Here is a 25989-nt window from a genome sequence, read left to right as displayed (position 1 = left end):
TCCTGGTCGCCCGTAGGGGGCAAAACCTCTATGATACACTCTAATTAATACTAGTTAACCTGCTACTGCCGGTTATGCGAGAAGGGTGGAAAATAACATGAGCGCGGATGAAAACAACCTGATTTGGATCGATCTCGAAATGACCGGGCTGGATCCCGAGCGCGATCGCATCATTGAAATTGCAACCCTGGTGACGGACGCCAACCTGAATATCCTGGCGGAAGGGCCAACGATAGCGGTGCATCAGTCCGATGACCAGCTGGCGTTGATGGATGAGTGGAACGTGCGTACCCACACCGGCAGTGGTCTGGTGGAGCGCGTGAAGGCGAGCACCATGGGTGACCGTGAGGCGGAGCTGGCGACGCTTGAGTTCCTGAAAAAGTGGGTTCCGGCGGGCAAATCGCCTATCTGTGGGAATAGTATCGGTCAGGATCGTCGTTTCCTGTTTAAGTACATGCCGGAGCTGGAGTCTTACTTCCACTACCGCTATCTGGATGTCAGCACGTTGAAAGAGCTGGCGCGTCGCTGGAAGCCTGAAATCCTCGACGGCTTTAAAAAGCAGGGGACGCATCAGGCGATGGACGATATCCGAGAGTCCGTGGCGGAGCTTTCCTACTACCGCGAAAACTTTATTAAGCTGTGATTTTGAGATCCGGCGCCTTGCGTGGCCGGGTTTTTGTCGTTAAATTGTTCAGCTTGCCGATTAAATAAGCATTTGAACTGAATTTCGAAAAAATCGCTTTAAGGGGGGTTGCAGCTAAAAGGATTTCTCGTATAATGCGCCTCCCGTAACGACAGAGAATTACACGTTACGACAGCAACAAAAGCAGTGCAGATTTGCGGGAATAGCTCAGTTGGTAGAGCACGACCTTGCCAAGGTCGGGGTCGCGAGTTCGAGTCTCGTTTCCCGCTCCAAAATTTGAAAGTGCTTTCACAGCACAGACTGCCCAAGCGGGAATAGCTCAGTTGGTAGAGCACGACCTTGCCAAGGTCGGGGTCGCGAGTTCGAGTCTCGTTTCCCGCTCCAAAATTTGAAAGTGCTTCCACAGCACGGACCACCCAAGCGGGAATAGCTCAGTTGGTAGAGCACGACCTTGCCAAGGTCGGGGTCGCGAGTTCGAGTCTCGTTTCCCGCTCCAAATTCTTCTTCATTTCTAAAATATCCACAGCGAAAAGCGTCGCTGGGGACGTTTTCTATTGTCTCTGAAATACTCTTGTGAACAGAGTTATCCACAGAAACTGCGCTTAACCGAAACAGGGTTAAAACTTAGCAGGGTGAATAGTATCTTCATAACGCATTGTATTTTAAGTATAAAATTTGATTTCAAAATGTTATTGAGATCACTTGACCTCATCTCCAGCCCAGATGGCGCTTGAGTTTGTAATTTTATTCACAGGCTGTGAATAGTTCAGGCATCCCGCGGAAGCCCTTTCTCAATCACCCTCACCAGACGCTGTTTCTTCGGTATTTGCACCTCGACCACGCAAGCATGACGCTTCTCTATCTGCTGCGCAATCGCCCATTCTATGTGTTCATCAAGAAGTGGGTGCTCACCTCGACGGCTTTCAAGCGCCCGAATATTGGCTTCATCCCACGGGGCATTCCCCAGCGCGACGGCGACATTTCGCAGCCAGCGCAGATGGCCGATACGGCGAATAGCCGAACCCTCCGTCACTTTCAGGAACCAGGCCTCGGACCAGGCGAACAGCTCAATGAGCGGCGGGGCATGGAGCGCCTTACGCGGGCTGAAATCCTCTTCGTCAGTAAGCTGCGAATAGCGGTTCCATGGGCAGATGAGCTGGCAATCATCGCAGCCGTAGATGCGGTTGCCGATAAGCGGTCGGAATTCCTCTGGAATGGCTCCTTCCAGTTCGATAGTCAGGTAGGAGATACAGCGGCGCGCATCAACGGTGTAGGGCTCAACGATGGCGCCGGTAGGGCAGATGGTCATACAGGCCACGCAGCGGCCACAGCCTTCCTCTACCGGGCCGTCTACCGGCAGCGGCAAATCGATCAGCAGTTCACCGAGGAAGAAGAACGATCCGGCGTCGCGGCTAAGGATAAGTGAGTGCTTACCTGTCCAGCCAAGCCCGGCTTTTTCGGCGATCGGACGCTCAAGAATAGGCGCGGAATCGACAAAGGGTCTAAAATTCAGCGAAACACAGTGCTGCTGAATAGTTTCCCCGAGTTTTTTTAAACGGTTACGCAGAAGCTTATGGTAATCACGTCCCAGGGCGTACCGGCTAACGTAACCCAGCGAGGGGTCTTTTAGCGTGCGCGCAAAGGCCGCGTTGGCGGGCAGATAATTCATGCGCACGCTGATGACGCGTAATGTGCCCGGCAAAAGCTCGTGTGGACGGGCGCGCATCATGCCATGACGCGCCATCCACTCCATTTCGCCGTGGTATTGTTTATCCAGCCAGGCCTGCAGTTTCGGCTCGCTGGCGGAAAGGTCGGTATCGGTAATGCCCACCTTCTGGAAGCCAAGCTCAGCACCCCACTGTTTTATTTTTTGCGCTAATTCATTGAGATCGAGGGGCTGTGACATGACGGACCATACGGTGAAGAAAAACCCCGCAAGTATACCACATTCCATCTGGCATGCGGATGACCTCCGGCGCGCCGAAAAAGAGGCTGCAGATAGCCTCGGGATTACCCTGTATGAACTGATGCTGCGCGCGGGTGAGGCGGCATTTGACGTTGCCCGAAGCGCCTTCCCGCAGGCGGCTCACTGGCTGATTCTGTGCGGGCACGGCAACAACGGCGGTGATGGCTACGTCGTTGCCCGTCTCGCGGTGGCTGCGGGTCTCCGCGTGACCTTGCTGGCTCTCGAAAGTGATAAACCGCTGCCGGAAGAGGCCAGCGCGGCGCGGGAGGCATGGCTGAACGCAGGCGGTGTGATTCATGCGCCTGATATCGTCTGGCCAGAGGATGTTGATCTGATTGTTGACGGGCTGCTGGGCACCGGGCTGCGCAGCGCGCCGCGCGAAAACGTTGCCGCGCTTATTGAACACGCTAACAGACATTCCGCGCCGGTAGTCGCCCTGGATATTCCCTCTGGCCTGATGGCACAAACCGGCGCGACGCCGGGGGCGGTGATTCAGGCGGCACATACGGTGACCTTCATCGCCCTCAAGCCGGGGTTACTGACCGGCAAAGCGCGGGATGTCGTCGGCGTGCTGCACCACAGTGCGCTGGGACTGGAGAGCTGGCTCGCCGGGCAGGAAACGAAACTGTCACGCTTTGACGCCTCGCAGCTCCCAGCGTGGCTCCCGCCGCGCCGGTCGACCTCCCATAAGGGCGATCACGGCAGGCTGGTCATTGTGGGCGGCGACCACGGTACGGCAGGTGCGATTCGCATGACCGGTGAAGCAGCCCTGCGCAGCGGCGCCGGATTAGTGCGAGTGCTCACTCGCATTGAGAATATTGCGCCAATCATCACTGCCCGACCGGAGTTGATGGTCCATGAGCTTACGCTTCAGACGTTAGAGGAAAGCCTCGAATGGGCGGATGTGGTGGTGATCGGTCCCGGGCTTGGACAGCAGGCGTGGGGTAAACAGGCCCTGCAAAAGGTCGAGAATTTTCGCAAACCGATGCTGTGGGATGCCGACGCGCTTAACCTTCTGGCAATAAACCCGGATAAGCGTCACAATCGCATTCTGACGCCACACCCCGGCGAAGCCGCGCGGCTGCTTAACTGCAGCGTGGCAGAAATTGAAAGCGATCGCTTACTTTCTGCTCAGCGTCTGGTAAAACGTTACGGAGGTGTTGCTGTTTTAAAAGGGGCGGGAACCGTTGTCGCCTGTGACGAGACGCAGGGCATTATTGATGCCGGAAATGCGGGCATGGCGAGCGGCGGCATGGGCGATGTGCTTTCCGGCATCATCGGCGCATTGCTTGGACAGAAACTTCCCCTTTATGATGCAGCCTGCGCGGGCTGCGTGGCCCACGGCGTTGCGGCAGATAAACTGGCTGCGCGTTACGGTACACGCGGTATGCTGGCCACCGATCTCTTTTGCACGCTGCGGCGTGTTGTTAACCCGGATGTGATTGACGTAGAAAATGACTAATCGAGCGATTCCTTTACCTGATGAACAAGCCACTTTAGAACTCGGCAAGCGCGTGGCGCAGGCCTGTCAGGGGGCAACCGTCATTTATCTGTATGGTGATTTAGGTGCGGGTAAAACCACCTTCAGCCGGGGTTTTTTACAGGCGTTAGGGCATAACGGGAATGTGAAAAGCCCCACCTACACGCTGGTAGAACCGTACACCCTTGAAAATCTCATGGTGTACCACTTCGATTTATACCGCCTTGCGGATCCTGAGGAGCTGGAATTTATGGGGATCCGTGATTATTTTGCCAATGATGCCATCTGCCTGGTGGAGTGGCCGCAACAAGGTGCGGGTGTGCTGCCTGACCCGGATGTCGAAATTCACTTAGATTACCAGGCACAAGGGCGTGAGGCACGCATCAGTGCTGTTTCCTCATCAGGCAGTTCCTTACTGGCGCGACTGGCCGGTTAAGCGTAGGGATGACGGGATGATAAATCGCGTTAAAGGTTGGTTGTTGGCTGCCACCGTGCTGCTGTGCGCGCAGGCCGGGGCGGCAAACCTCTCAGATATTCAGGTCTCGAACGGCGAAAGCCAGGCCCGGATCACGTTCAGCTTTATGGGCGATCCTGAGTATGCGTTTTCACAGCCAGACAGCCACAGCGTGGCGCTGGATATCAAACAGACAGGCGTGATCCAGGGACTCCCGCTGCAGTTCAGCGGCAACAACCTGGTGAAAAGTATCCGTTCGGGTACGCCGCAGGATAGCCAGTCGTTACGCCTGGTGGTCGATCTGACCGAAAAGGGCAAAACGAAGGCGGTGAAGCAGCAAAATGGGGCGAACTATACGGTGGTCTTTACCATCAATGCTGATGTTCCGCCACCGCCTCCACCGCCGCCGGTCGTTGCGAAACGCGTCGAAGAACCGGTGTATACGCCGCGTCCTGCTGAACCTGCGCGTAATCCGTTTAAATCGCAGAACGATCGCATCACTGCGGCAACCAGCAGCAACACGGTAACGCGTCCGGCAGCGAGTGCGCGCCGTGCAGCGACCAGCGGTGACAAAGTAATTATCGCCATCGATGCGGGTCACGGTGGACAGGATCCGGGTGCGATTGGCCCGGGGGGAACGCAAGAGAAAAATGTCACCATCGCCATTGCCCGTAAGCTGCGTGCGCTGCTCAACGACGACCCTATGTTCAAAGGCGTGTTGACCCGCGACGGGGATTACTTCATTTCGGTGATGGGGCGTTCGGATGTCGCTCGTAAGCAGAATGCGAACTTCCTGGTCTCCATCCACGCGGATGCTGCGCCAAACCGTAACGCGACCGGCGCCTCGGTATGGGTACTCTCGAACCGTCGCGCCAACAGCGAAATGGCCAACTGGCTGGAAGAGCATGAGAAGCAGTCTGAACTGTTGGGCGGTGCGGGCGATGTGCTGGCAAACAGCCAGTCAGACCCGTATCTCAGCCAGGCGGTGCTGGATTTACAATTCGGTCATTCTCAGCGCGTCGGGTATGATGTCGCCACTAACGTATTGAACCAGCTGCAAAGTATTGGCGTGCTGCATAAGCGCCGTCCTGAACATGCCAGCCTCGGCGTTCTGCGCTCGCCAGATATCCCGTCCATCCTTGTAGAGACGGGCTTTATCAGTAACAACGGCGAAGAACGTCTGCTGGGAAGCGACAGCTATCAGCAGCAAATTGCCGAAGCGATTTATAACGGTCTGCGTAAATACTTTGATGCCCATCCGCTGCAGTCTGCGCCACAGAGTGGCGCAGGCCAGACGGCCAGCGCAGCGCTGCCGGGTGAGATGACCGCGACCAACTAAGGAGAATTCATGCCGATTCAGGTTCTGCCGCCGCAGCTTGCGAACCAAATCGCCGCCGGTGAGGTGGTGGAACGCCCTGCGTCGGTCGTGAAGGAGCTGGTGGAAAACAGCCTCGATGCGGGCGCGACCCGTATTGATATTGATATCGAGCGCGGTGGCGCGAAGCTTATCCGCATTCGCGATAACGGCTGTGGCATAAAAAAAGAGGAGCTGGCGCTGGCGCTGGCCCGTCACGCCACCAGTAAAATTGCTTCTCTGGATGACCTGGAGGCGATTATTAGCCTCGGCTTTCGCGGTGAAGCGCTGGCCAGTATCAGCTCGGTTTCGCGCTTAACGCTGACCTCCCGTACCGCCGAACAGCAGGAAGCCTGGCAGGCGTACGCCGAAGGGCGCGATATGGATGTAACGGTCAAACCCGCGGCGCACCCTGTCGGCACGACGCTTGAAGTATTAGATCTCTTCTACAACACCCCCGCCCGCCGCAAGTTCATGCGTACCGAGAAGACCGAATTCGGACACATCGACGAGATCATCCGCCGTATCGCGCTGGCGCGTTTCGATGTCACCATCAACCTCAGCCACAACGGCAAGGTGATGCGCCAGTATCGCGCGGTGGCGGAAGGTGGACAGAAAGAGCGACGGCTGGGCGCCATTTGCGGGACCCCGTTTCTGGAACAGGCGCTGGCCATTGAGTGGCAGCACGGCGATCTGGCGCTGCGCGGCTGGGTAGCCGATCCGAACGCGAGCAGCGCTGCGTTTGCGGAGATCCAGTATTGCTACGTCAACGGCCGCATGATGCGCGACCGTCTCATCAATCACGCCATTCGCCAGGCCTGCGAAGACAAGCTCGGGGCCGATCAGCAGCCTGCTTTCGTGCTTTATCTGGACATCGACCCGCATCAGGTGGATGTGAACGTCCATCCTGCCAAGCACGAAGTGCGGTTCCACCAGTCGCGACTGGTGCATGATTTTATCTATCAGGGCGTGCTGAGCGTGCTGCAGCAGCAGGTTGAAACGTCATTGCCGCTGGAACACGCAGAACCGGCGCCACGCCCAATCCCGGAAAACCGCGTCGCGGCGGGCCGCAACCATTTTGCGGAGCCCGCCGTCGCGCGTGAACCGGAAGCACCGCGCTTTTCCTCCGCCGGGGGCGCACCGCGTTCAACGGGTGCCAATTACCCGAATGTCCAGCCCGGCTATCAAAAGCAGCAGGGCGCGTTGTACCGCAAACTGCTGGAAACGCCGGCCGTGGAGCGTAAAACATCCATTCCGACGCCTCAGCCTTCTCTGGACGGCCACAGCCAGAGTTTTGGTCGTGTGCTGACGATCATCGCGCCGGATATGGCGCTGCTGGAGCGTCACGGTAAATTGATGCTTCTGGCACTGCCGGTGGCCGAACGCTGGCTTAAACAGGTGCAGCTCACGCCGGGCGAAAATGCCGCCTGTGCGCAGCCGCTGTTAATTCCGGTTCGCCTGAAAATATCCCCTGATGAAACAAGGGTATTGCAGCGCGCCGAGGCGCAGCTGGCGCAGATGGGGATTGAAACTGTGCTCGAACCGCAACATGTGACAATTCGTGCAGTGCCTTTACCCTTACGCCAACAAAATTTACAAAACTTGATTCCTGAACTGATAGGCTACCTGGCGCAGCAAACATCGTTTGATGCCGCTAACACCGCGCAGTGGATCGCCCGTCATCTGGCAAGCGAACACACGCCGTGGAGCATGGCACAGGCCATTAGCGTGCTGGCGGAGGTGGAACGCCTCTGTCCGCATCTGGTGAAAATGCCGCCGGGTGGATTATTACAACCTGTTGATTTACAAACGGCGATGAACGCCCTGAAACATGATTGATGTAAGTAAGGCGAGCCTGCCTAAGGCAATTTTTTTAATGGGCCCAACGGCCTCCGGCAAAACGGCGCTCGCCATTGAGTTGCGTAAAGTTTTGCCTGTAGAGTTGATTAGCGTCGACTCCGCCCTCATTTATCGGGGGATGGACATCGGCACGGCGAAGCCTGACGCAGAAGAGCTGCGTGCGGCACCGCACCGTTTGCTGGATATACTCGACCCGGCTCAGGCTTACTCCGCAGCGGATTTTCGCCGGGATGCCTTAGCCGAGATGGCCGAGATAACGGCGGCGGGGCGTATACCGCTGTTGGTTGGCGGAACCATGCTCTACTTCAAGGCGCTGCTGGAGGGGTTATCACCTCTGCCATCCGCGGACCCGGAAGTAAGAGCGAAAATTGAGCAGCAGGCGGCAGAGCAGGGTTGGGACGTTTTGCATCAGCAACTGGCGGAGATTGATCCGGTTGCCGCAGCACGGATCCATCCAAATGATCCGCAAAGGCTTTCCCGGGCACTGGAAGTTTTTTTCATTTCGGGTAAAACTTTAACGGAACTGACGCAAACGTCAGGAGACGCTCTGCCGTATCAGGTGCATCAGTTCGCCATCGCCCCGGCGAGCCGTGAACTGCTCCATCAGCGAATTGAGCAGCGTTTTCATCAGATGTTAGCTTCAGATTTTGAAGCAGAAGTGCGGGCGTTATTTGCCCGTGGAGATTTGCATACGGACATGCCTTCCATTCGTTGTGTGGGATACCGCCAGATGTGGTCGTATCTTGAAGGTGAGATTTCATACGATGAAATGGTTTATCGAGGTGTTTGCGCCACGAGACAGTTAGCGAAGCGCCAGATCACCTGGTTGCGCGGTTGGGAAGGGGTTCACTGGTTAGACAGTGAAAAACCACAACAGGCGTTAAACGACGTGATTGAGGTTGTTGGTGATATCGCTCACTGAATGTGTACAATTGAGACGTATCGTGCGCAATTTTTCAGAATCGCAAGGTTCTAAGTACAAAACAAGCATATAAGGAAAAGATAGAATGGCTAAGGGGCAATCTTTACAAGATCCGTTCCTGAACGCATTGCGTCGGGAACGTGTTCCAGTTTCTATTTATTTGGTGAATGGTATTAAGCTGCAAGGTCAGATTGAGTCTTTCGATCAGTTCGTGATTCTGTTGAAAAACACGGTCAGTCAGATGGTCTACAAGCACGCTATTTCTACTGTTGTTCCGTCCCGTCCGGTATCTCATCACAGCAATAACGCTGGCGGCGGCACAGGTAGTAACTACCATCATGGCAGCAACGCGCAGGGTTCTTCAACGCCAGCGCAGGACAGCGACGAGACCGAATAAGGTTTCGCACTGTTATCCACACGGGGAGCCAGGGATCCTGCGTTCCCCGCTGATCTTTTTAGAGAGGTTTACGCTTGTTTGACCGTTATGATGCCGGTGAGCAGGCGGTGCTGGTACACATCTATTTTTCGCAAGACAAAGATATGGAAGACCTCCAGGAGTTTGAATCTCTGGTCTCTTCCGCCGGTGTCGAAGCAATGCAGGTGATTACCGGTAGCCGTAAAGCGCCGCACCCAAAGTATTTTGTTGGTGAAGGTAAAGCAGTCGAAATTGCGGATGCCGTAAAAGCAACCGGCGCGTCAGTCGTGTTGTTTGATCATGCGCTGTCTCCAGCCCAGGAGCGCAACCTGGAAGCTCTCTGCGAATGCCGTGTTATCGATCGCACGGGATTGATTTTAGACATTTTTGCTCAGCGTGCACGTACCCACGAAGGGAAACTGCAGGTTGAGCTGGCGCAGCTGCGCCATCTGGCAACGCGTCTGGTGCGTGGCTGGACCCACCTTGAAAGACAAAAAGGCGGGATTGGTTTGCGCGGCCCGGGTGAAACCCAGCTCGAAACCGACCGTCGTTTGCTGCGTGGCCGAATTACCCAGATCCTCTCACGTCTGGAAAGGGTTGAGAAACAGCGTGAGCAGGGGCGTCGGGCACGAACCAAAGCCGACATCCCGACGGTGTCGCTGGTGGGGTATACCAACGCCGGTAAATCCACCCTGTTTAACCAGATAACCGAGGCCCAGGTTTATGCTGCAGACCAGCTGTTTGCGACCCTGGACCCTACGCTGCGCCGTATTGACGTCGCAGACGTCGGTGAAACGGTGCTGGCGGATACCGTAGGGTTTATCCGTCACCTGCCGCATGACCTGGTGGCGGCATTCAAGGCCACCCTGCAGGAGACGCGACAGGCGACGCTGCTGCTGCACGTGATTGATGCGGCAGACGTGCGCGTGCAGGAGAACATCGACGCGGTAAACGTGGTGCTCGAAGAGATCGACGCCCACGAAATTCCCACGCTGTTGGTCATGAACAAGATCGATATGCTGGACGATTTCGAACCGCGTATCGACAGAGATGAAGAGAACAAACCGATTCGGGTCTGGCTTTCTGCCCAGACCGGTATTGGTGTGCCACTGCTTTTCCAGGCTTTGACAGAACGTCTTTCCGGTGAGGTAGCTCAGCACACGCTGCGACTGCCGCCACAGGAAGGCAGGCTGCGCAGCCGGTTTTATCAGCTTCAGGCGATAGAAAAAGAGTGGATGGAGGATGACGGCAGCGTGGGGATGCAGGTGCGTATGCCGATCGTTGACTGGCGTCGCCTCTGTAAACAAGAACCTGCGCTGGTCGACTATATCGTCTGATCAGAAAGGGGATGCCTGAATAATTCGCCCTTGCATAACAAATATGGAGCATATACATGGCGTGGAATCAGCCCGGTAATAACGGACAGGACCGCGACCCGTGGGGAAGCAGCAATAATCAAGGCGGCAACTCTGGGGGAAATGGCAACAAAGGTGGTCGCGAGCAGGGGCCGCCGGATCTGGATGATATCTTCCGCAAGCTGAGCAAAAAGCTTGGTGGTCTTGGCGGAGGTAAAGGTTCTGGCTCAGATGGAAATTCCACCCAGGGGCCGCGCCCGCAAATGGGTGGCCGCGTAGTGGGTATTGTTGCCGCTGCAGTGGTAATCATCTGGGCTGCTACCGGGTTCTACACCATTAAAGAAGCGGAACGCGGTGTGGTGACCCGCTTCGGTAAGTTCAGCCATCTGGTTGAGCCGGGCCTGAACTGGAAACCGACCTTCATTGACGACGTGACTGCGGTCAACGTGGAATCCGTCCGTGAACTGGCCGCCTCCGGCGTGATGCTGACCTCTGACGAAAACGTCGTGCGCGTTGAGATGAACGTGCAGTACCGCGTGACCGATCCTGAGCGTTATCTGTTTAGCGTGACCAGCGCCGATGACAGCCTGCGTCAGGCGACCGACAGCGCCCTGCGTGGTGTGATCGGTAAATACACCATGGACCGCATTCTGACCGAAGGTCGTACCGTTATTCGTAGCGATACCCAGCGTGAGCTGGAAGAGACCATTCGTCCGTACAACATGGGTATTACCCTGCTGGACGTCAACTTCCAGGCTGCCCGTCCGCCGGAAGAGGTAAAAGCGGCCTTTGACGATGCGATTGCTGCACGTGAAAACGAACAGCAGTACATTCGTGAAGCAGAAGCCTATACCAACGAAGTTCAGCCGCGTGCTAACGGTCAGGCGCAGCGTATTCTGGAAGAAGCGCGTGCGTATAAGACCCAGACCATCCTGGAAGCACAGGGTGAAGTGGCTCGCTTTGCGAAGATCCTGCCTGAATATAAAGCGGCGCCGGAAATTACCCGTGAGCGTCTCTATATCGAGACCATGGAAAAAGTGCTGAGCCACACCCGCAAAGTATTGGTTAACGACAGTAAAGGCGGAAACCTGATGGTGCTGCCGCTGGATCAGATGCTGAAAGGCGGTTCTGCTCCGGCAGCAAAAGACAACAGCGGTGCGAACAACCTGCTGCGTCTGCCGCCATCCTCAACGGGCAGCGCCAGCACGAACACAACGCCTTCTTCGAACGATGGTGACATTATGGACCAACGCCGTGCTAACGCGCAGCGTAACGACTACCAGCGTCAGGGGGAATAAGGATGCGTAAGTCAGTTATTGCGATCATCGTCATCGTACTGGTCGTGCTTTATACCTCGATCTTTGTGGTGAAAGAGGGCGAGCGTGGGATTAAGTTCCAGTTCAGCAGCGTCGTGCGTGATGGCGACAAACGTCCGGTCATTTACGAACCGGGCCTGCACTTCAAGGTGCCGTTCATTCAGTCTGTGAAAACGCTGGATGCGCGTATCCAGACCATGGATAACCAGGCCGACCGTTTCGTGACCAAAGAGAAGAAAGACCTGATCGTTGATTCCTATATCAAATGGCGCATCAGTGATTTCAGCCGTTACTTCCTGGCAACGGGCGGCGGTGACGTTTCTCAGGCGGAAGTGCTGCTGAAACGTAAGTTCTCTGACCGTCTGCGTTCCGAGATTGGTCGTCTGGATGTGAAAGACATCGTGACCGACTCCCGTGGCCGTCTGACCCTGGAAGTTCGCGATGCGCTGAACTCCGGCACCGCGGGCACTGAAGATGAAGTTTCAACGCCAGCAGCTGACGATGCAATTGCTAAAGCGGCTGAACGCGTTCAGGCAGAAACCAACGGTAAAGTGCCGGTGATCAACCCGAACAGTATGGCTGCGCTGGGTATCGAAGTGGTGGACGTGCGTATCAAGCAGATCAACCTGCCGGTGGAAGTGTCCGAGGCGATTTACAACCGTATGCGCGCCGAGCGTGAAGCGGTCGCCCGTCGTCACCGTTCACAGGGCCAGGAAGAGGCGGAGAAGCTGCGTGCTGCTGCGGACTACGAAGTGGCCAAGACGCTGGCGGAATCTGAGCGCCAGGGCCGTATCCTGCGCGGTGAAGGTGATGCGGAAGCCGCGAAACTGTTTGCTGATGCCTTCAGCCAGGATCCTGACTTCTATGCCTTTATCCGTAGCCTGCGTGCTTACGAGAATAGCTTCCAGAGCAACCAGGATGTGATGGTGCTCAGCCCGGACAGCGATTTCTTCCGTTATATGAAGACGCCGACTAACGCAACGCGATAAACTCAGGCTCGTTTGAGTATTCAAACCACCGCTCCCCACGGAGCGGTGGTTTTCTTTTATAAGGAACAAAAATGAATTCAACGATCTGGCTCGCGCTGGCCCTTGTCCTGGTGCTTGAAGGTCTGGGACCGATGCTCTATCCACGCGCCTGGCGTCGAATGATCGCCACCATGAGCCAACTGCCGGATAATATTTTACGCCGTTTTGGCGGCGGTCTTGTGGTTGCGGGCATCGTGATCTACTACATGTTGAGGAAAACGATTGGCTGATCAAAAAGTAGGCGCAATCGGCGTATTTTGAGGTCAAAAAGTGCTGTATATCTGAAAAAGCGATGGTAGAATCCATTTTTAAGCAAACGGTGATTTTGAAAAAAATGGGTAACAACGTCGTCGTACTGGGCACCCAATGGGGTGACGAAGGTAAAGGGAAGATTGTTGATCTTCTGACTGAACGGGCTAAATATGTTGTGCGCTACCAGGGCGGTCACAACGCAGGCCATACTCTCGTAATCAACGGTGAAAAAACCGTCCTCCATCTTATTCCATCAGGCATTCTTCGCGAAAACGTCACCAGCATCATCGGTAACGGCGTTGTGCTGTCTCCAGCGGCGCTGATGAAAGAGATGAAAGGTCTGGAAGACCGTGGTATCCCTGTTCGTGAGCGTCTGCTGCTCTCCGAAGCCTGCCCGCTGATCCTGGATTATCACGTGGCGCTGGACGTTGCGCGTGAAAAAGCGCGTGGCGCGAAAGCGATCGGCACCACCGGTCGTGGTATCGGCCCGGCTTACGAAGATAAAGTTGCACGTCGCGGTCTGCGCGTGGGCGATCTCTTCGACAAAGCGACCTTCGCTGAAAAGCTGAAAGAAGTGATGGAATATCACAACTTCCAGCTGGTGAACTTCTACAAAGCTGACGCTGTTGACTACCAGAAAGTGCTGGATGACGTCATGGCGATTGCAGACATTCTGACCGGTATGGTTGTTGATGTGTCCGATCTGCTGGACCAGGCGCGCAAGCGTGGCGATTTCGTCATGTTCGAAGGTGCGCAGGGTACGCTGCTGGACATCGACCACGGTACCTATCCGTACGTAACCTCCTCTAACACCACCGCGGGTGGCGTGGCGACCGGCTCTGGCCTGGGTCCACGTTATGTGGATTACGTTCTGGGTATCATCAAAGCGTACTCCACTCGCGTGGGTGCGGGTCCATTCCCGACCGAACTGTTTGATGAAACCGGCGAGTTCCTGTGCAAGCAGGGTAACGAGTTTGGCGCGACCACCGGTCGTCGTCGTCGTACCGGCTGGCTGGATGCGGTTGCCGTGCGTCGTGCAGTGCAGATCAACTCCCTGTCTGGCTTCTGCCTGACCAAGCTGGACGTACTGGACGGCCTGAAAGAAGTGAAAATCTGCGTAGGCTACCGTATGCCAGATGGCCGCGAAGTGACCACCACTCCGCTGGCTGCTGACGACTGGGAAGGCATTGAGCCAATCTACGAAACCATGCCGGGCTGGTCTGAGACCACTTTCGGTGTGAAAGAGCGTAGCGGCCTGCCGCAGGCGGCGCTGGATTACATCAAGCGTATTGAAGAACTGACCGAAGTGCCGATCGATATTATTTCTACCGGCCCGGATCGTACTGAAACGATGATCCTGCGCGACCCGTTCGACGCATAATCTTCGTGACTGCTGGCCTGCGGGGAGACCCGTAGGCCGGATAAGCGTAGCGCCATCCGGCGACCGCTCCTGGATCTCCGCTTTTTCGCCCCGTCTGTCAAATAAATTAGCCGCTAACTATCTGGCTGGTTTATCATCATTAATGAATATCTCTGCGGTTTGTCCGCGATTTCCCTTTTTCCTGAGGTTGATGTGCAGTTAACAAGTTTCACCGATTACGGCTTACGCGCGCTGATCTACATGGCGTCGTTACCCGATGGGAAAATGACCAGTATCTCTGAAGTCACAGAGGTCTACGGCGTATCCCGTAATCATATGGTCAAAATAATCAATCAACTTAGTCGTGCCGGATACGTTGCTGCCGTCCGCGGGAAGAATGGTGGGATCCGTCTTGGTAAACCGGCACAGAGTATTCGTGTTGGCGATGTGGTACGTGAACTGGAGCCGCTCTCTCTGGTGAACTGCAGCAGCGAGTTCTGCCACATCACGCCCGCTTGCCGCCTGAAACAGGCGCTTTCTAAGGCCGTGCAAAGTTTTCTCATGGAACTGGATAACTACACGCTGGCCGATTTGGTTGAAGAGAATCAACCGCTTTATAAATTATTGCTGGTGGAATGAAGAAAATTTCCACCGGAGCTGACAACGGAGGAACCGACATGTCACACGATCCTTTCCAGGAACGCGAAGCCGAAAAATACGCGAATCCTATCCCCAGCCGCGAGTTCATCATTGAACACTTAACAAAACGCGAAAAACCCGCCAATCGTGAAGAACTTGCTGTTGAATTAAACATTGAAGGTGAAGAACAAATTGAAGCCCTTCGCCGCCGCCTGCGCGCGATGGAGCGTGACGGGCAACTGGTCTTTACCCGCCGCCAGTGCTACGCGCTGCCAGAACGCCTCGATCTGCTGAAAGGGACCGTCATTGGTCACCGCGATGGCTTCGGCTTCCTGCGCGTAGAAGGCCGTAAAGACGATCTGTATCTCTCATCTGAACAGATGAAAATGTGCATCCACGGCGACCAAATTCTGGCGCAGCCGCTGGGTGCCGACCGTAAAGGCCGCCGCGAAGCGCGTGTCGTGCGCGTTCTGGTGCCAAAAACCAGCCAGATTGTCGGCCGCTACTTTACCGACGCGGGCGTGGGGTTCGTGGTGCCGGACGACAGCCGTCTGAGCTTCGACATCCTGATCCCACCTGAAGAGGTGATGGGTGCCCGCATGGGCTTTGTGGTGGTGGTGGAACTCACCCAGCGCCCAACCCGTCGCACCAAAGCGGTAGGTAAAATCGTCGAAGTGCTGGGCGATAACATGGGCACCGGCATGGCCGTTGATATGGCGCTGCGCACCCACGAAATTCCGTACATCTGGCCGAAAGCGGTTGAAGAGCAGATCGAAAGCCTGCGTGAAGAAGTGCCGGAAGAATCCAAAGTGGGCCGCGTGGATCTCCGCTCCCTGCCGCTGGTCACGATCGACGGTGAAGACGCCCGTGACTTCGATGACGCTGTCTACTGCGAGAAAAAACGCGGTGGCGGCTGGCGTCTGTGGGTAGCGATTGCAGACGTAAGCTACTATGTTCGTCCGCATACCCCGCTGGATAACGAAGCGCGCAGCCGCGGTACCTCGGTCTACTTCCCGTCGCAGGTTGTACCGATGCTGCCGGAAGTGCTCTCTAACGGTCTGTGCTCCCTGAACCCGCAGGTTGACCGCCTCTGTATGGTGTGCGAGATGACCATCTCCAACAAAGGGCGCTTAACCGGCTACAAGTTCTACGAAGCGGTGATGAGTTCGCATGCGCGTCTGACCTATACCAAGGTCTGGCATATGCTGCAGGGCGACCAGGATCTGCGCGAACAGTATGCGCCGCTGGTCAAACACATCGAAGAGCTGCATAACCTCTACAAAACGCTGGATCAGGCGCGCGAAGAGCGCGGCGGGATCTCCTTTGAGAGCGAAGAAGCGAAGTTTATCTTCAACGCCGAGCGCCGCATTGAGCGTATCGAACAGACCCAGCGTAACGATGCGCACAAGCTGATCGAAGAGTGTATGATTCTGGCGAACATCTCGGCGGCACGCTTCGTTGAGAAAGCCAAAGAACCGGCGCTGTTCCGTATTCACGATAAACCGTCGACGGAAGCCATCACCGCGTTCCGCTCCGTGCTGGCCGAACTGGGCCTGGAGCTGCCGGGCGGCAACAAGCCAGAGCCGCGCGATTACGCCGAGCTGCTGGAATCCATTAGCGATCGTCCTGATGCAGAAATGCTGCAGACGATGCTGCTGCGCTCAATGAAGCAGGCGATTTACGATCCGGAAAACCGCGGTCACTTCGGCCTGGCGTTGCAGTCTTACGCCCACTTTACGTCGCCGATCCGTCGTTACCCTGACCTCTCTCTGCACCGTGCGATCAAGTATCTGCTGGCGCAGGAGCAGGGACATAAAGGGAACACCACCGAAACCGGTGGCTACCACTATTCGATGGAAGAGATGCTACAGCTAGGTCAGCACTGCTCCATGACCGAACGCCGTGCCGATGAGGCCACCCGCGACGTGGCGGACTGGCTGAAGTGTGACTTTATGCTGGACCAGGTCGGCAACGTCTTCAAAGGCGTGATTGCCAGCGTGACCGGCTTTGGCTTCTTCGTTCGTCTGGATGAGCTGTTTATCGACGGTCTGGTGCACGTCTCCAGCCTGGATAACGACTACTACCGCTTCGACCAGGTCGGCCAGCGTCTGATCGGCGAATCTGGCGGCCAGACCTATCGTCTGGGCGACCGCGTGGAAGTGAAGGTTGAGGCCGTGAATATGGACGACCGTAAAATCGACTTCAGCCTGATCTCCAGCGAGCGCGCCCCGCGTAACGTCGGTAAAACCGAGCGCGAAAGAGCGAAAAAAGGCGGAAACGGCAAAACGAGCGGCAAGCGCCGTCAGGCCGGTAAGAAGGTGAACTTCGAGCCGGACAGCGCGTTCCGCGGCGAGAAGAAGCAGAAGCCGAAGGCGGCGAAGAAAGAAGCCCGTTCCGCGAAGAAACCTTCCGCGAAGACACAGAAAATAGCGGCCGCCACCAAAGCGAAGCGCGCGGCTAAGAAAAAGCAGGCGGAGTAAATTCTCCCCTCACCCTGACCCTCTCCCCAACCGGGAGAGGAGAAATACTTATTACGAGAACCATCAATGAGTGAAATGATTTACGGCATCCACGCGGTGCAGGCCCTTCTCGAGCGCGCACCGGAGCGTTTTCAGGAAGTGTTTATTCTGAAAGGGCGTGAAGATAAACGTCTGATGCCGCTGATCCACGCCCTGGAAGCGCAGGGCGTGGTGATCCAGTTGGCGAACCGCCAGTTCCTGGATGAAAAAAGTGATGGGGCGGTGCACCAGGGCATTATTGCCCGAGTGAAGCCGGGCCGTCAGTATCAGGAGAACGATCTGCCGGATCTGATCGCTGGGCTGGAGAATCCGTTCTTCCTGATCCTCGATGGCGTCACCGATCCGCATAACCTCGGCGCGTGTCTGCGCAGCGCGGATGCGGCGGGCGTGCATGCGGTGATCGTGCCGAAAGATCGTTCTGCACAGCTGAATGCGACGGCGAAGAAAGTGGCCTGCGGCGCGGCGGAAAACGTTCCGCTGATCCGCGTGACTAACCTGGCGCGCACCATGCGTCTGCTGCAGGAAGAGAACATCTGGATCGTCGGGACTGCCGGTGAAGCGGATCATACTCTGTACCAGAGCAAAATGACCGGCCGTCTGGCGCTGGTGATGGGGGCGGAAGGTGAAGGCATGCGTCGTCTGACCCGCGAGCACTGCGACGAGCTGATCAGCATCCCGATGGCGGGCAGCGTGTCCTCCCTGAACGTGTCTGTTGCGACGGGTATTTGCCTGTTTGAAGCGGTGCGTCAGCGCAGCTGATTTTCGCCCGGTGGCGCTTCGCTTACCGGGCCTACGGTTTTGTAGGCCGGGTAAGGCGAAGCCGCCACCCGGCAAAACAACCTCACTTCTCTAACGACCGCAGATGGTCATCCTTCCTCAGTGTCATCAGCGCGAAAATACTCACCACCGCCGTTGCCATCACGTAGTACGCCGGAATATCCAGGTTACCCGTCTGCTTAATCAGCCCGGTAATAATTAACCCCGCACAGCCCGAGAAAATCGCGTTCGATAACGAGTAGGCCAACCCCAGCCCGGTATAGCGTACGCGCGTCGGGAACATCTCAGAGAGCATCGCCGGGCCCGGCCCTGCCAGCATGCCCACCAGGCCGCCCGCAATCAATACCACTATCGCTTTCACCGCCAGCGTGCTGGACTCCGCCTGCAGAAGTTTCAGCAGCGGCAGGGCGAGGATCAGCAGCAGCGCGGTGGCGATAATCATCACCGTGCGACGCCCGATCCTATCGCTCAGGATCCCCGATGGAATGATGGTCAGCGCAAACCCAACGTTCGAAATCACCGCGATCAGCAGCGCCTGGTTAAACCCGGTGTGCAGCGCCGACTGCAGATAGGTCGGCATAATCACCAGGTAGGTATACCCCGCTGCAGACCAGACCATTACGCGGCCAATCCCCATCACGATGGCCCGGAGCGTGGCGGCAATATCCGCCTGAGCGACAGCCGGTTTATCCTGCTGCTGCACAAAGCTGGGTGTCTCTTCCATACTGACACGAAGCCACAGCGCAACAACGCCCATGGGCAGCGCCAGGAAGAAAGGAATGCGCCAGCCCCAGTCGTGCAGGGCCTCAGGCGTGAGGAGGGCGGAGAGCAGCGCCACGATGCCTGCACCCGCTAACAGCCCCAGCGCCACGGTAAAGGACTGCCAGGCACCATAGAGCCCGCGCTTGCCGCGCGGAGCAAACTCCGTCATCAGCGAGACCGCACCGCCGTACTCGCCGCCCGCGAACAGCCCCTGCAGGATGCGAAGCAGCGTAACGATCAGCGGTGCGGCAATCCCGATGCTGGCGTAGACCGGCACAATGCCGATGGCGGCGGTAGCGAGCGTCATGAGCACCAGCACAATAATGAGCGTCGGCTTACGGCCAATTCGGTCGCCGATGCGTCCAAACACCACCGCACCCAGCGGACGGAAGAAGAAGGCGATGGCGAATGAGGCGTAGGTGAGGATCAGGCTGGTAAGCCCTGCTTCCCCTTCAAGCTGGAAGAAGTTCTTCGCAATGACGGTCGCCAGAAAACCGTAGACCGCAAACTCATACCACTCGATAAAGTTACCAATGGAGCCGGCAATTAATGCTCGCTTGTGCGCATCCGGTTGCATAACGATCCTCACTGAAAAGAGTAAGAATAAATTATTCAACAAAAGCGAAGTCATGAAATAGTTTATTCTTATGTTCTGTGAGCTATTTCACGAATGATATTAGCGGGATCGTGAACGTGTGACTCCCCTCCCATGCAGCGTATGCGCGGTCTGTCCATACTTATCGTCATTGCCACTGAAGGAGGGAGACAGTATGCACTGGCAGACCCATACCGTTTTCAATCAACCCGCACCACTCTCTAACAGCAACCTTTTTCTCTCGGACTGCGCGCTGCGCGATGCGGTCGCGCGTGAAGGGGCCGAGTGGGATATCGAGCTGCTCGCCAGCATCGGGCAGCAGTTAGGCACCGCAGAGTCGCTGGAGCTGGGCAGGCTGGCGAACGTAAATCCGCCGGAGTTGCTTCGTTATGACGCCACCGGAGAGCGACTGGATGACGTCCGCTTTCACCCGGCATGGCACCTGCTGATGCAGGGGCTGTGTGCCAATCGGGTACATAACCTGGCATGGGAAGAGGAGGCGCGTAAAGGGTCGTTTGTCGCGCGGGCCGCACGCTTTGTGCTTCATGCTCAGGTGGAAGCGGGCACGCTTTGCCCGGTCACCATGACGTTTGCCGCCACGCCGCTTCTGCAGCAGGCGCTTCCCAAAATATTTCACGACTGGCTGACGCCGCTACTCAGCGATCGCTACGATCCGCATCTGGCGCCTGGCGCGCAAAAGCGCGGCCTGCTGATCGGTATGGGGATGACGGAAAAGCAGGGCGGCTCGGACGTGCTGAGCAACACCACCAAAGCGGAAAAATGCGGCGACGGCAGCTACCGGCTGGTGGGGCATAAATGGTTTTTCTCCGTCCCACAAAGCGATGCGCATCTCGTGCTGGCGCAGGCGAAGGGCGGGTTGTCCTGCTTTTTTGTGCCGCGCTTTTTGCCTGACGGACAGCGCAACGCCGTCCGGCTGGAGCGTCTTAAGGACAAGCTCGGGAACCGCTCCAACGCCAGCAGCGAGGTGGAGTTTCTTGATGCCTCCGGCTGGCTGCTGGGGGAAGAGGGCGAAGGGGTCCGGCAGATCCTCAAAATGGGCGGTCTGACGCGCTTTGACTGCGCGCTGGGCAGCCACGGACTCATGCGCCGTGCGTTGTCCGTGGCGCTGTACCACGCGCATCAGCGCCAGACCTTCGGCAAAAATCTTATCGATCAGCCGCTCATGCGCGAAGTGCTAAGCCGGATGGCGCTGGTGCTGGAGGGGCAAACGGCGCTGCTGTTCCGCCTGGCGCGGGCGTGGGATAAACGCGCGGATCCGAAGGAGGCGGCATGGGCGCGGCTGTTTACCCCGGCCGCGAAATTTAGCGTGTGCAAAGCGGGCATCCCGTTTGTGGCTGAAGCGATGGAGGTGCTGGGCGGAGTCGGGTACTGCGAGGAGAGCGAACTTCCCCGCCTGTATCGCGAGATGCCGGTGAACAGCATCTGGGAAGGGTCCGGCAACATCATGTGCCTGGACGTGCTGCGCGTGCTGGCGAAGCAGCCGGGTATTCACGATCTGCTTGCCGAGGAGTTTGCACAGGTCAAAGGGCAGGACAGACACTTCGACCGCAGCTGGCGACAGCTTCAGCAAAAACTGCGTAAACCGCAGGAGGCGCAGGGGCGGGAAATTGCGCAGCAGCTTTTCCTCCTGGGTGCCGGGAGCGAAATGCTGCGGCACGCATCGCCCCCGGTAGCGCAGGCGTGGTGCCGCATGATGCTGGATACCCGTGGCGGCACGCTGATGAGCGAGCAGGTGCAAAATGACCTGCTGCTGCGTGCGACGGGCAGAGTCGGTTAGTCTTTTAGCTGGAACAGACTTACCAGCTGGGCCAGATGTGATCCCTTCTCACGCAGCGTTTGAGCGGTTTGTTCGCTGCGTGAGATACGATCCGCATTAATATGCGATGCTTCACCAATGTGGGTCATGGCGAGATTCACCTGGCCAATCCCTGCGGACTGCTCGCGTGAGGCATGGTTAATCTCGGTGACCAGCTGGCTGATGTTATCGATATGAATGATGATGTCATCCATCGCCAGGCGCGTCTGTTCAGACAGCGCATGGCCCTCACTCACTTTCCTGAGCGTATCGCCAATCAGCTGTTCAATCTCCTTCACCGCGTTGGCGCTGCGTCCGGCCAGGGCGCGAACTTCCTGCGCGACCACCGCAAACCCTTTCCCGTGCTCGCCCGCGCGGGCCGCTTCCACTGCCGCATTCAGCGCCAGGATATTGGTCTGGAAAGCGATAGACTCAATCACGCGCGTGATGTCTTCGATGCGTTTTGACGCTTCGCGAATGTCGTCCATCGTCGACACCGCGTGGGTGACCGTCTCACCGCCCTGATGCACCGCGAGCGAGGTTTCACCCACCAACTGCTGCGTTTGCTCCATGTTGGCGGCATTTTGCTGCACGGTGGCGGCCAACTGCTCCATGCTGGCGGAGGTCTCTTCCACGCTGCTGGCCTGCTTGTTGATCTGCTCTGAAATCTCGCCGGTATCGGCGGCCAGCGCGTTGGTGCCCAAATGGATCTCGCCTGCGGCCTCGCGGACCTGCAGGACAATTTTTTGCAGGCCGCCACCGATGCCGTTGATAGCGTCGATCAGCTGGCCGACTTCGTCCTGGCGCGTCACGGGCAGGCTGGAACGGAGATCCCCTGCGGCATATTGCCGGGCAAGATGGATCACATTGCGCAGCGGTCGGGTCAGCACGCGGCGAATAATGACCACGAACAGACCAGCAAACAGGATAGATAAGACCACGCCGGCCAGCAGGAAACGATCGCGCATGGCGGTAACGCTTGAGAGCAGCACTGATTTATCCACTTCGCCGACAATAGTCCAGTTCCAGCCTGGCAGCGGGGTATACGCCATTTTCAGCGTGCGGCCGTCGTCGCTTACGCGTTCCAGGGTGCCGGGCTTGTCACCCAGAAGCTGCTGCTGCGTCGCGTCGTCCCACTTCGGCAGCTGTCCCTCTTCACCGGCATGGAACAGGTATTGCCCGCGCGTTTTGCCGTTGCTGCGATCCAGCACGAAGAAGTGACCGCTCTCACCCAGGCGGCGGTTGAGAATTTTCTCGCGCATGACGTTCCAGGAGTGAGTGATGTCCACCCCAACAAAGACGATCGCAATGACCTGTCCTTCGGCGTTTTTTACGGGCTGATACTGGGTGATGTAGCGTTTGCCAAACAGCAGCGCCAGGCCGCGGTAGACTTCACCTTTGTTGACGGCGGCAAAGGCCGGACTGGAAGTATCCAGCACGGTGCCCATTGCCCGCTCGCCATTCTCTTTGCGCAGGGAAGTCGCTACGCGAACAAAGTCGTTTCCGCTGCGTACAAACAGCGTCGAGATGGCTCCCGTACGGTTCAGGAAGTCGTCCGACAGGGTGTTATTTTCATGTAGCCCGGTGTCGCCGCCTTTCAGAAGCGGGACGCTGAGCCCGTTGATCGTCTGGGGTTGGGAAGGATCACTATTCAGTGGCTGCGGTAAAAAGGTAGTAAACAGCCGGGTATAACTCTCCACCTCTTCACTCAGGCTGGTGTTAAACATCTGCACCATGTCGACCATGCCGGTAGACTGATTATGCAGGTCTTCTACCGCAAGGGCTTCAAGCTGCTGGCTGGCTTTTTGACTGAGCAGAAAAGTGAAAAGCAGAAACAGCGTGGCGACACTGACGCCCGTAAGCAGCGACAGCTTCGCCCCCAGGCCTGCACGGCGAAAAACGTTGATCATAAATTGCTCATCATTGAAAAGGTATGGTTCTTCAACGGCAGAGCGGGGATTACGTTTACTGAATTAATGTAACAAAATGTTATTTTGTTGTTATTTATTGGTTTTTGATTAGATAAAAAATTTGCAAAAGCGAAAAGCCACTAAAAATAAGTGGCTTTTATCAGGAGGATATTACACGTAGAGAATGGCCTGTACCCGCCAGTGGTCGATATGGTTATCTTCCTGCATCTGGATGATGCGATACCATGAAGCACCCTGCTCATCGGCCTTTAATGCCACAACGCGTTCAACGTCTTGCGGGCTCCCCGAGATATTATTCACGGAGATCTGGCCAATTTCATTCAGGCCAGTTACACAGTCAGCACTGGCGAATTCTGCTGACTGCGCAGTGGTGCTCACCAGGCCGGCTGAGAGCAACAGAGAGGTCAAAGCAAGAGTTCGTTTCATCGTCAGCTCCATTTCACATATCTCCGGTATCCGCCGGGCAATCCTTCGCGAATAAACTCCCTTCCATTGACGCGGGCATGGAGTTTATTGTGGACAGGAAAATGTCTATGGACGCAAAGCAGTGTAAATCTCGTTCAAAGGAAAACCATTATTTACGGTACAAAATGGCCTGTGAATACCACTGTCCCGTTATGATGGTTTCGTCGATCATAATGATGACGTAATAATCTGCTTTGGCGGCGACGGCTTGTGCTTTGATTGCCGCTTCTGCGTCATCCGGGGAGCCGCGAACCAGCGCGGAGACGGTGCCCATTCGTTGTAATCCTTCCGTCTGATTACGACGAATCTCCTGTGGATGATCGGCGACCGGTGGAGCGGGTTGCGGCGTTCCCTGCAGCGCGCTACAGCCACTGAGCAGAAACACCAGTACTAAAGCAGCAAACCTGCGCATAACCATATCTCGTTTCCTGATAGCCATAGTGTAGTTGTCTGTGAATTTAGTTTTGGGGGAATGTTCCCGAAGTGTTATCTGGGACGTATATTTCGAATGAAAATGATGTGAAAGCGTAACCCAGTTCTCAACATTATGAATCATACATTCGTACAGGGTCGACAATGATTGAAATTGAAATACGCCACCTCGGCGACCATGAAATTTTACACGCTATGCCAGCGGGTAAACGTGATAAACCGCTGCCTGTTGTGGTTTTTTATCACGGGTTTACCTCATCGAAGCTGGTTTACAGTTATTTTGCGGTTGCGCTGGCGCAGGCGGGGTTTCGCGTGGTGATGCCGGATGCGCCTGACCACGGCGCCCGCTTTATGGGTAACGAACAGGCGCGTCTTGGGCAGTTCTGGCACATTCTGCACGGGAGCCTGACCGAGTTTGCCGGGTTGCGCGATGCGCTTTATGAGGCAGGGCTGGTGGCAGAGAATCGTCTGGCCGTGGCCGGAGCGTCGATGGGAGGTATGACGGCGCTGGGGATTATGACGCATCATCCGGAAGTGAAATCGGTCGCCTGCCTGATGGGCTCGGGCTATTTTACGTCGCTGGCGAAGACGCTCTTTCCCCCTCAGGATTTAGCGCAAATCACCGCGACGCTCGATGAGTGGGACGTGACCCTGGCATTGCCGCGCCTGGCGGATCGCCCGCTGCTGCTGTGGCACGGCGACGCGGATGATGTGGTCCCGCCTGAGGGAACTTTTCGACTACAGCAGGCGTTAATGAATGCAGGCATGGACGGTAATCTCACCTGTCTGTGGGAAGCGGGCGTCCGCCACCGCATCACGCCCACGGCGCTGGACGCTACGGTGGCGTTTTTCCGCCAGCACCTTTAAACGCGCAGCACTTTTACGCCCTGATCTTCCAGCTTCTGGAGGATCTCAGGGTTGGCGCCTTTGCCGGTGATCACCATGTCGATCTGCTCAGCACGGCTGAACAGCATGCCAGCGCGCTCGCCCACTTTGCTGCTGTCGACCAGCACAACGAGCTTGCCCACAACGTTGAGCATGTTTTGTTCCGCCATCGCGGTCAGCATATCGGTTTTATACAGGCCATCTGCCGTCAGGCCTTTGCCGCTGGTAAACATCCAGTGCCCGGCATAGAGACTGTTTTCGCTGTCCTGAGGGCTAAGGGTGATGGACTGGCTTTTGTTGTACTGCCCGCCCATGATCACCACGCTCTCATGCTCCTGGTCGATCAGATAGTTGGCGAGCGGTAAGTAGTTGGTGATGATTTGCACCGGCTTGCCGCACATTTCACGGCCCAGCAGAAATGCCGTGGAACCGCAGTTGATCACGACGCTCTCACCAGGATTCACCAGCTGCGACGCGGCTCTGGCAATCCGCACTTTTTCATCATGATTTTGCGCCTGATGAATATTCATTGGCGTCCAGCGAGGGCGCTGCTGGCTGATCGCTTCCGCGCCGTTGCGGACCTTTTTCAGCTTGCCGCTTTCATCCAGCTTGTTGATATCCCGCCGCGCCGTTGCCGGGGAGATCCCTAAACGTTCGATCACTTTCTCGACGGTGATAAACCCGGTTTGCGCCAGGAGTTCCAGGAGAATTTGATGCCGTTGCGCTTCCGTCATGAGCTATTCCGATAAGAATTGATTTGAAA

23 protein-coding genes and 3 tRNA genes are annotated in these 25989 nt (G+C 56.6%); 20 read left to right on the top strand and 6 right to left on the bottom strand.

Features of this window, described 5'->3' with window-relative positions:
• The first annotated feature begins 97 nt into the window (after window positions 1-97).
• The 4 genes from orn (at window position 98) to F3J31_RS17025 (ending at window position 1139) form a co-directional block, all read left to right on the top strand.
• Entirely contained in the window at window positions 98-643 is a 546-nt protein-coding gene (gene orn / locus F3J31_RS17040; protein ID WP_045909541.1) for an oligoribonuclease, read from the top strand.
• A 196-nt stretch (window positions 644-839) separates the two neighbouring features.
• Window positions 840-915, top strand: a tRNA-Gly gene (locus tag F3J31_RS17035).
• Window positions 916-951: 36 nt separating this feature from the next.
• Window positions 952-1027: transfer RNA gene (locus tag F3J31_RS17030), tRNA-Gly, on the top strand.
• 36 nt (window positions 1028-1063) lie between these two features.
• Window positions 1064-1139: transfer RNA gene (locus F3J31_RS17025), tRNA-Gly, on the top strand.
• 270 nt (window positions 1140-1409) lie between these two features.
• On the opposite strand, the gene queG is transcribed toward F3J31_RS17025, so the two are convergent.
• Window positions 1410-2549: a tRNA epoxyqueuosine(34) reductase QueG gene (gene queG, locus F3J31_RS17020; protein ID WP_167214317.1), complete on the bottom strand. Its 1140-nt coding sequence runs from the start codon at window positions 2547-2549 to the stop codon at window positions 1410-1412.
• Here queG and nnr point away from each other — a divergent pair.
• The 14 genes from nnr to rlmB all read left to right on the top strand — a co-directional run bounded on the left by nnr (window position 2548) and on the right by rlmB (window position 18322).
• Complete coding sequence (gene nnr / locus F3J31_RS17015; RefSeq protein WP_069720058.1) at window positions 2548-4071, top strand: bifunctional ADP-dependent NAD(P)H-hydrate dehydratase/NAD(P)H-hydrate epimerase; 1524 nt, start codon at window positions 2548-2550, stop codon at window positions 4069-4071. The two genes, queG and nnr, sit on opposite strands and share 2 nt — an antisense overlap.
• Window positions 4064-4525: a tRNA (adenosine(37)-N6)-threonylcarbamoyltransferase complex ATPase subunit type 1 TsaE gene (tsaE, locus tag F3J31_RS17010; protein ID WP_013095283.1), complete on the top strand. Its 462-nt coding sequence runs from the start codon at window positions 4064-4066 to the stop codon at window positions 4523-4525. The genes nnr and tsaE overlap by 8 nt, the downstream gene beginning before the upstream one ends.
• A gap of 16 nt (window positions 4526-4541) precedes the next feature.
• A complete protein-coding gene (amiB, locus tag F3J31_RS17005) occupies window positions 4542-5882 on the top strand; it encodes an N-acetylmuramoyl-L-alanine amidase AmiB (protein ID WP_063622713.1) in 1341 nt (446 codons plus the stop codon).
• A gap of 9 nt (window positions 5883-5891) precedes the next feature.
• The gene (gene mutL, locus F3J31_RS17000) at window positions 5892-7736 is read left to right on the top strand and encodes a DNA mismatch repair endonuclease MutL (RefSeq protein WP_167214314.1); all 1845 of its coding nucleotides are present in this window, start codon (window positions 5892-5894) and stop codon (window positions 7734-7736) included.
• Window positions 7729-8679, top strand: coding sequence for a tRNA (adenosine(37)-N6)-dimethylallyltransferase MiaA (gene miaA, locus F3J31_RS16995; protein WP_047073328.1), 951 nt, complete (start codon window positions 7729-7731; stop codon window positions 8677-8679). Before mutL ends, miaA begins: the two co-directional genes overlap by 8 nt.
• A gap of 85 nt (window positions 8680-8764) precedes the next feature.
• Window positions 8765-9076: an RNA chaperone Hfq gene (gene hfq / locus F3J31_RS16990; RefSeq protein WP_008502919.1), complete on the top strand. Its 312-nt coding sequence runs from the start codon at window positions 8765-8767 to the stop codon at window positions 9074-9076.
• 74 nt (window positions 9077-9150) lie between these two features.
• The gene (gene hflX / locus F3J31_RS16985) at window positions 9151-10431 is read left to right on the top strand and encodes a ribosome rescue GTPase HflX (protein WP_023310136.1); all 1281 of its coding nucleotides are present in this window, start codon (window positions 9151-9153) and stop codon (window positions 10429-10431) included.
• A gap of 56 nt (window positions 10432-10487) precedes the next feature.
• Complete coding sequence (gene hflK / locus F3J31_RS16980; RefSeq protein WP_167214311.1) at window positions 10488-11747, top strand: FtsH protease activity modulator HflK; 1260 nt, start codon at window positions 10488-10490, stop codon at window positions 11745-11747.
• Window positions 11748-11749: 2 nt separating this feature from the next.
• Window positions 11750-12754 carry a protease modulator HflC gene (gene hflC / locus F3J31_RS16975; RefSeq protein WP_008502916.1) on the top strand — a complete coding sequence of 335 codons (1005 nt, stop codon included), beginning with the start codon at window positions 11750-11752 and terminating at the stop codon, window positions 12752-12754.
• A gap of 71 nt (window positions 12755-12825) precedes the next feature.
• Window positions 12826-13023, top strand: a complete 198-nt coding sequence (locus F3J31_RS16970) for a DUF2065 domain-containing protein (protein WP_003855996.1) — start codon at window positions 12826-12828, stop codon at window positions 13021-13023.
• A gap of 104 nt (window positions 13024-13127) precedes the next feature.
• The gene (locus F3J31_RS16965) at window positions 13128-14426 is read left to right on the top strand and encodes an adenylosuccinate synthase (RefSeq protein ID WP_006178975.1); all 1299 of its coding nucleotides are present in this window, start codon (window positions 13128-13130) and stop codon (window positions 14424-14426) included.
• A gap of 192 nt (window positions 14427-14618) precedes the next feature.
• Complete coding sequence (nsrR, locus tag F3J31_RS16960) at window positions 14619-15044, top strand: nitric oxide-sensing transcriptional repressor NsrR (RefSeq protein WP_010427492.1); 426 nt, start codon at window positions 14619-14621, stop codon at window positions 15042-15044.
• 38 nt (window positions 15045-15082) lie between these two features.
• On the top strand, window positions 15083-17524 hold the full coding sequence (gene rnr / locus F3J31_RS16955; protein ID WP_048027861.1) for a ribonuclease R: 2442 nt from the start codon (window positions 15083-15085) through the stop codon (window positions 17522-17524).
• 66 nt (window positions 17525-17590) lie between these two features.
• Complete coding sequence (gene rlmB / locus F3J31_RS16950; protein ID WP_048225287.1) at window positions 17591-18322, top strand: 23S rRNA (guanosine(2251)-2'-O)-methyltransferase RlmB; 732 nt, start codon at window positions 17591-17593, stop codon at window positions 18320-18322.
• Between the two features lie 82 nt (window positions 18323-18404).
• Here the strand turns inward: rlmB and F3J31_RS16945 are convergent, their stop codons facing one another.
• On the bottom strand, window positions 18405-19679 hold the full coding sequence (locus F3J31_RS16945) for an MFS transporter (protein WP_167214308.1): 1275 nt from the start codon (window positions 19677-19679) through the stop codon (window positions 18405-18407).
• Window positions 19680-19872: 193 nt separating this feature from the next.
• Here F3J31_RS16945 and F3J31_RS16940 point away from each other — a divergent pair, with 193 nt between their 5' ends.
• On the top strand, window positions 19873-21495 hold the full coding sequence (locus F3J31_RS16940) for an isovaleryl-CoA dehydrogenase (RefSeq protein ID WP_167214305.1): 1623 nt from the start codon (window positions 19873-19875) through the stop codon (window positions 21493-21495).
• On the opposite strand, the gene F3J31_RS16935 is transcribed toward F3J31_RS16940, so the two are convergent.
• From F3J31_RS16935 to bsmA, 3 genes are all read right to left on the bottom strand, one after another.
• Window positions 21492-23423, bottom strand: a complete 1932-nt coding sequence (locus F3J31_RS16935; RefSeq protein WP_167214302.1) for a methyl-accepting chemotaxis protein — start codon at window positions 23421-23423, stop codon at window positions 21492-21494. The two genes, F3J31_RS16940 and F3J31_RS16935, sit on opposite strands and share 4 nt — an antisense overlap.
• A 171-nt stretch (window positions 23424-23594) precedes the next feature.
• Window positions 23595-23870 (bottom strand): DUF1471 family protease activator YjfN, encoded by a 276-nt coding sequence (yjfN, locus tag F3J31_RS16930; RefSeq protein ID WP_008502907.1) that lies wholly within the window; start codon window positions 23868-23870, stop codon window positions 23595-23597.
• Between the two features lie 148 nt (window positions 23871-24018).
• Window positions 24019-24348: a biofilm peroxide resistance protein BsmA gene (gene bsmA / locus F3J31_RS16925; protein WP_072052249.1), complete on the bottom strand. Its 330-nt coding sequence runs from the start codon at window positions 24346-24348 to the stop codon at window positions 24019-24021.
• A gap of 137 nt (window positions 24349-24485) precedes the next feature.
• Between bsmA and yjfP the strand changes: the two genes are divergently transcribed.
• On the top strand, window positions 24486-25208 hold the full coding sequence (gene yjfP, locus F3J31_RS16920; RefSeq protein ID WP_167214299.1) for an esterase: 723 nt from the start codon (window positions 24486-24488) through the stop codon (window positions 25206-25208).
• On the opposite strand, the gene ulaR is transcribed toward yjfP, so the two are convergent.
• On the bottom strand, window positions 25205-25960 hold the full coding sequence (ulaR, locus tag F3J31_RS16915; protein WP_045907973.1) for an HTH-type transcriptional regulator UlaR: 756 nt from the start codon (window positions 25958-25960) through the stop codon (window positions 25205-25207). The two genes, yjfP and ulaR, sit on opposite strands and share 4 nt — an antisense overlap.
• Window positions 25961-25989: the final 29 nt, after the last annotated feature.

It is taken from the genome of Enterobacter sp. Acro-832 (assembly GCF_011752745.1).
GTDB lineage: Bacteria > Pseudomonadota > Gammaproteobacteria > Enterobacterales > Enterobacteriaceae > Enterobacter > Enterobacter quasiroggenkampii.
This window is presented reverse-complemented; position numbering and strand designations above follow the sequence as displayed.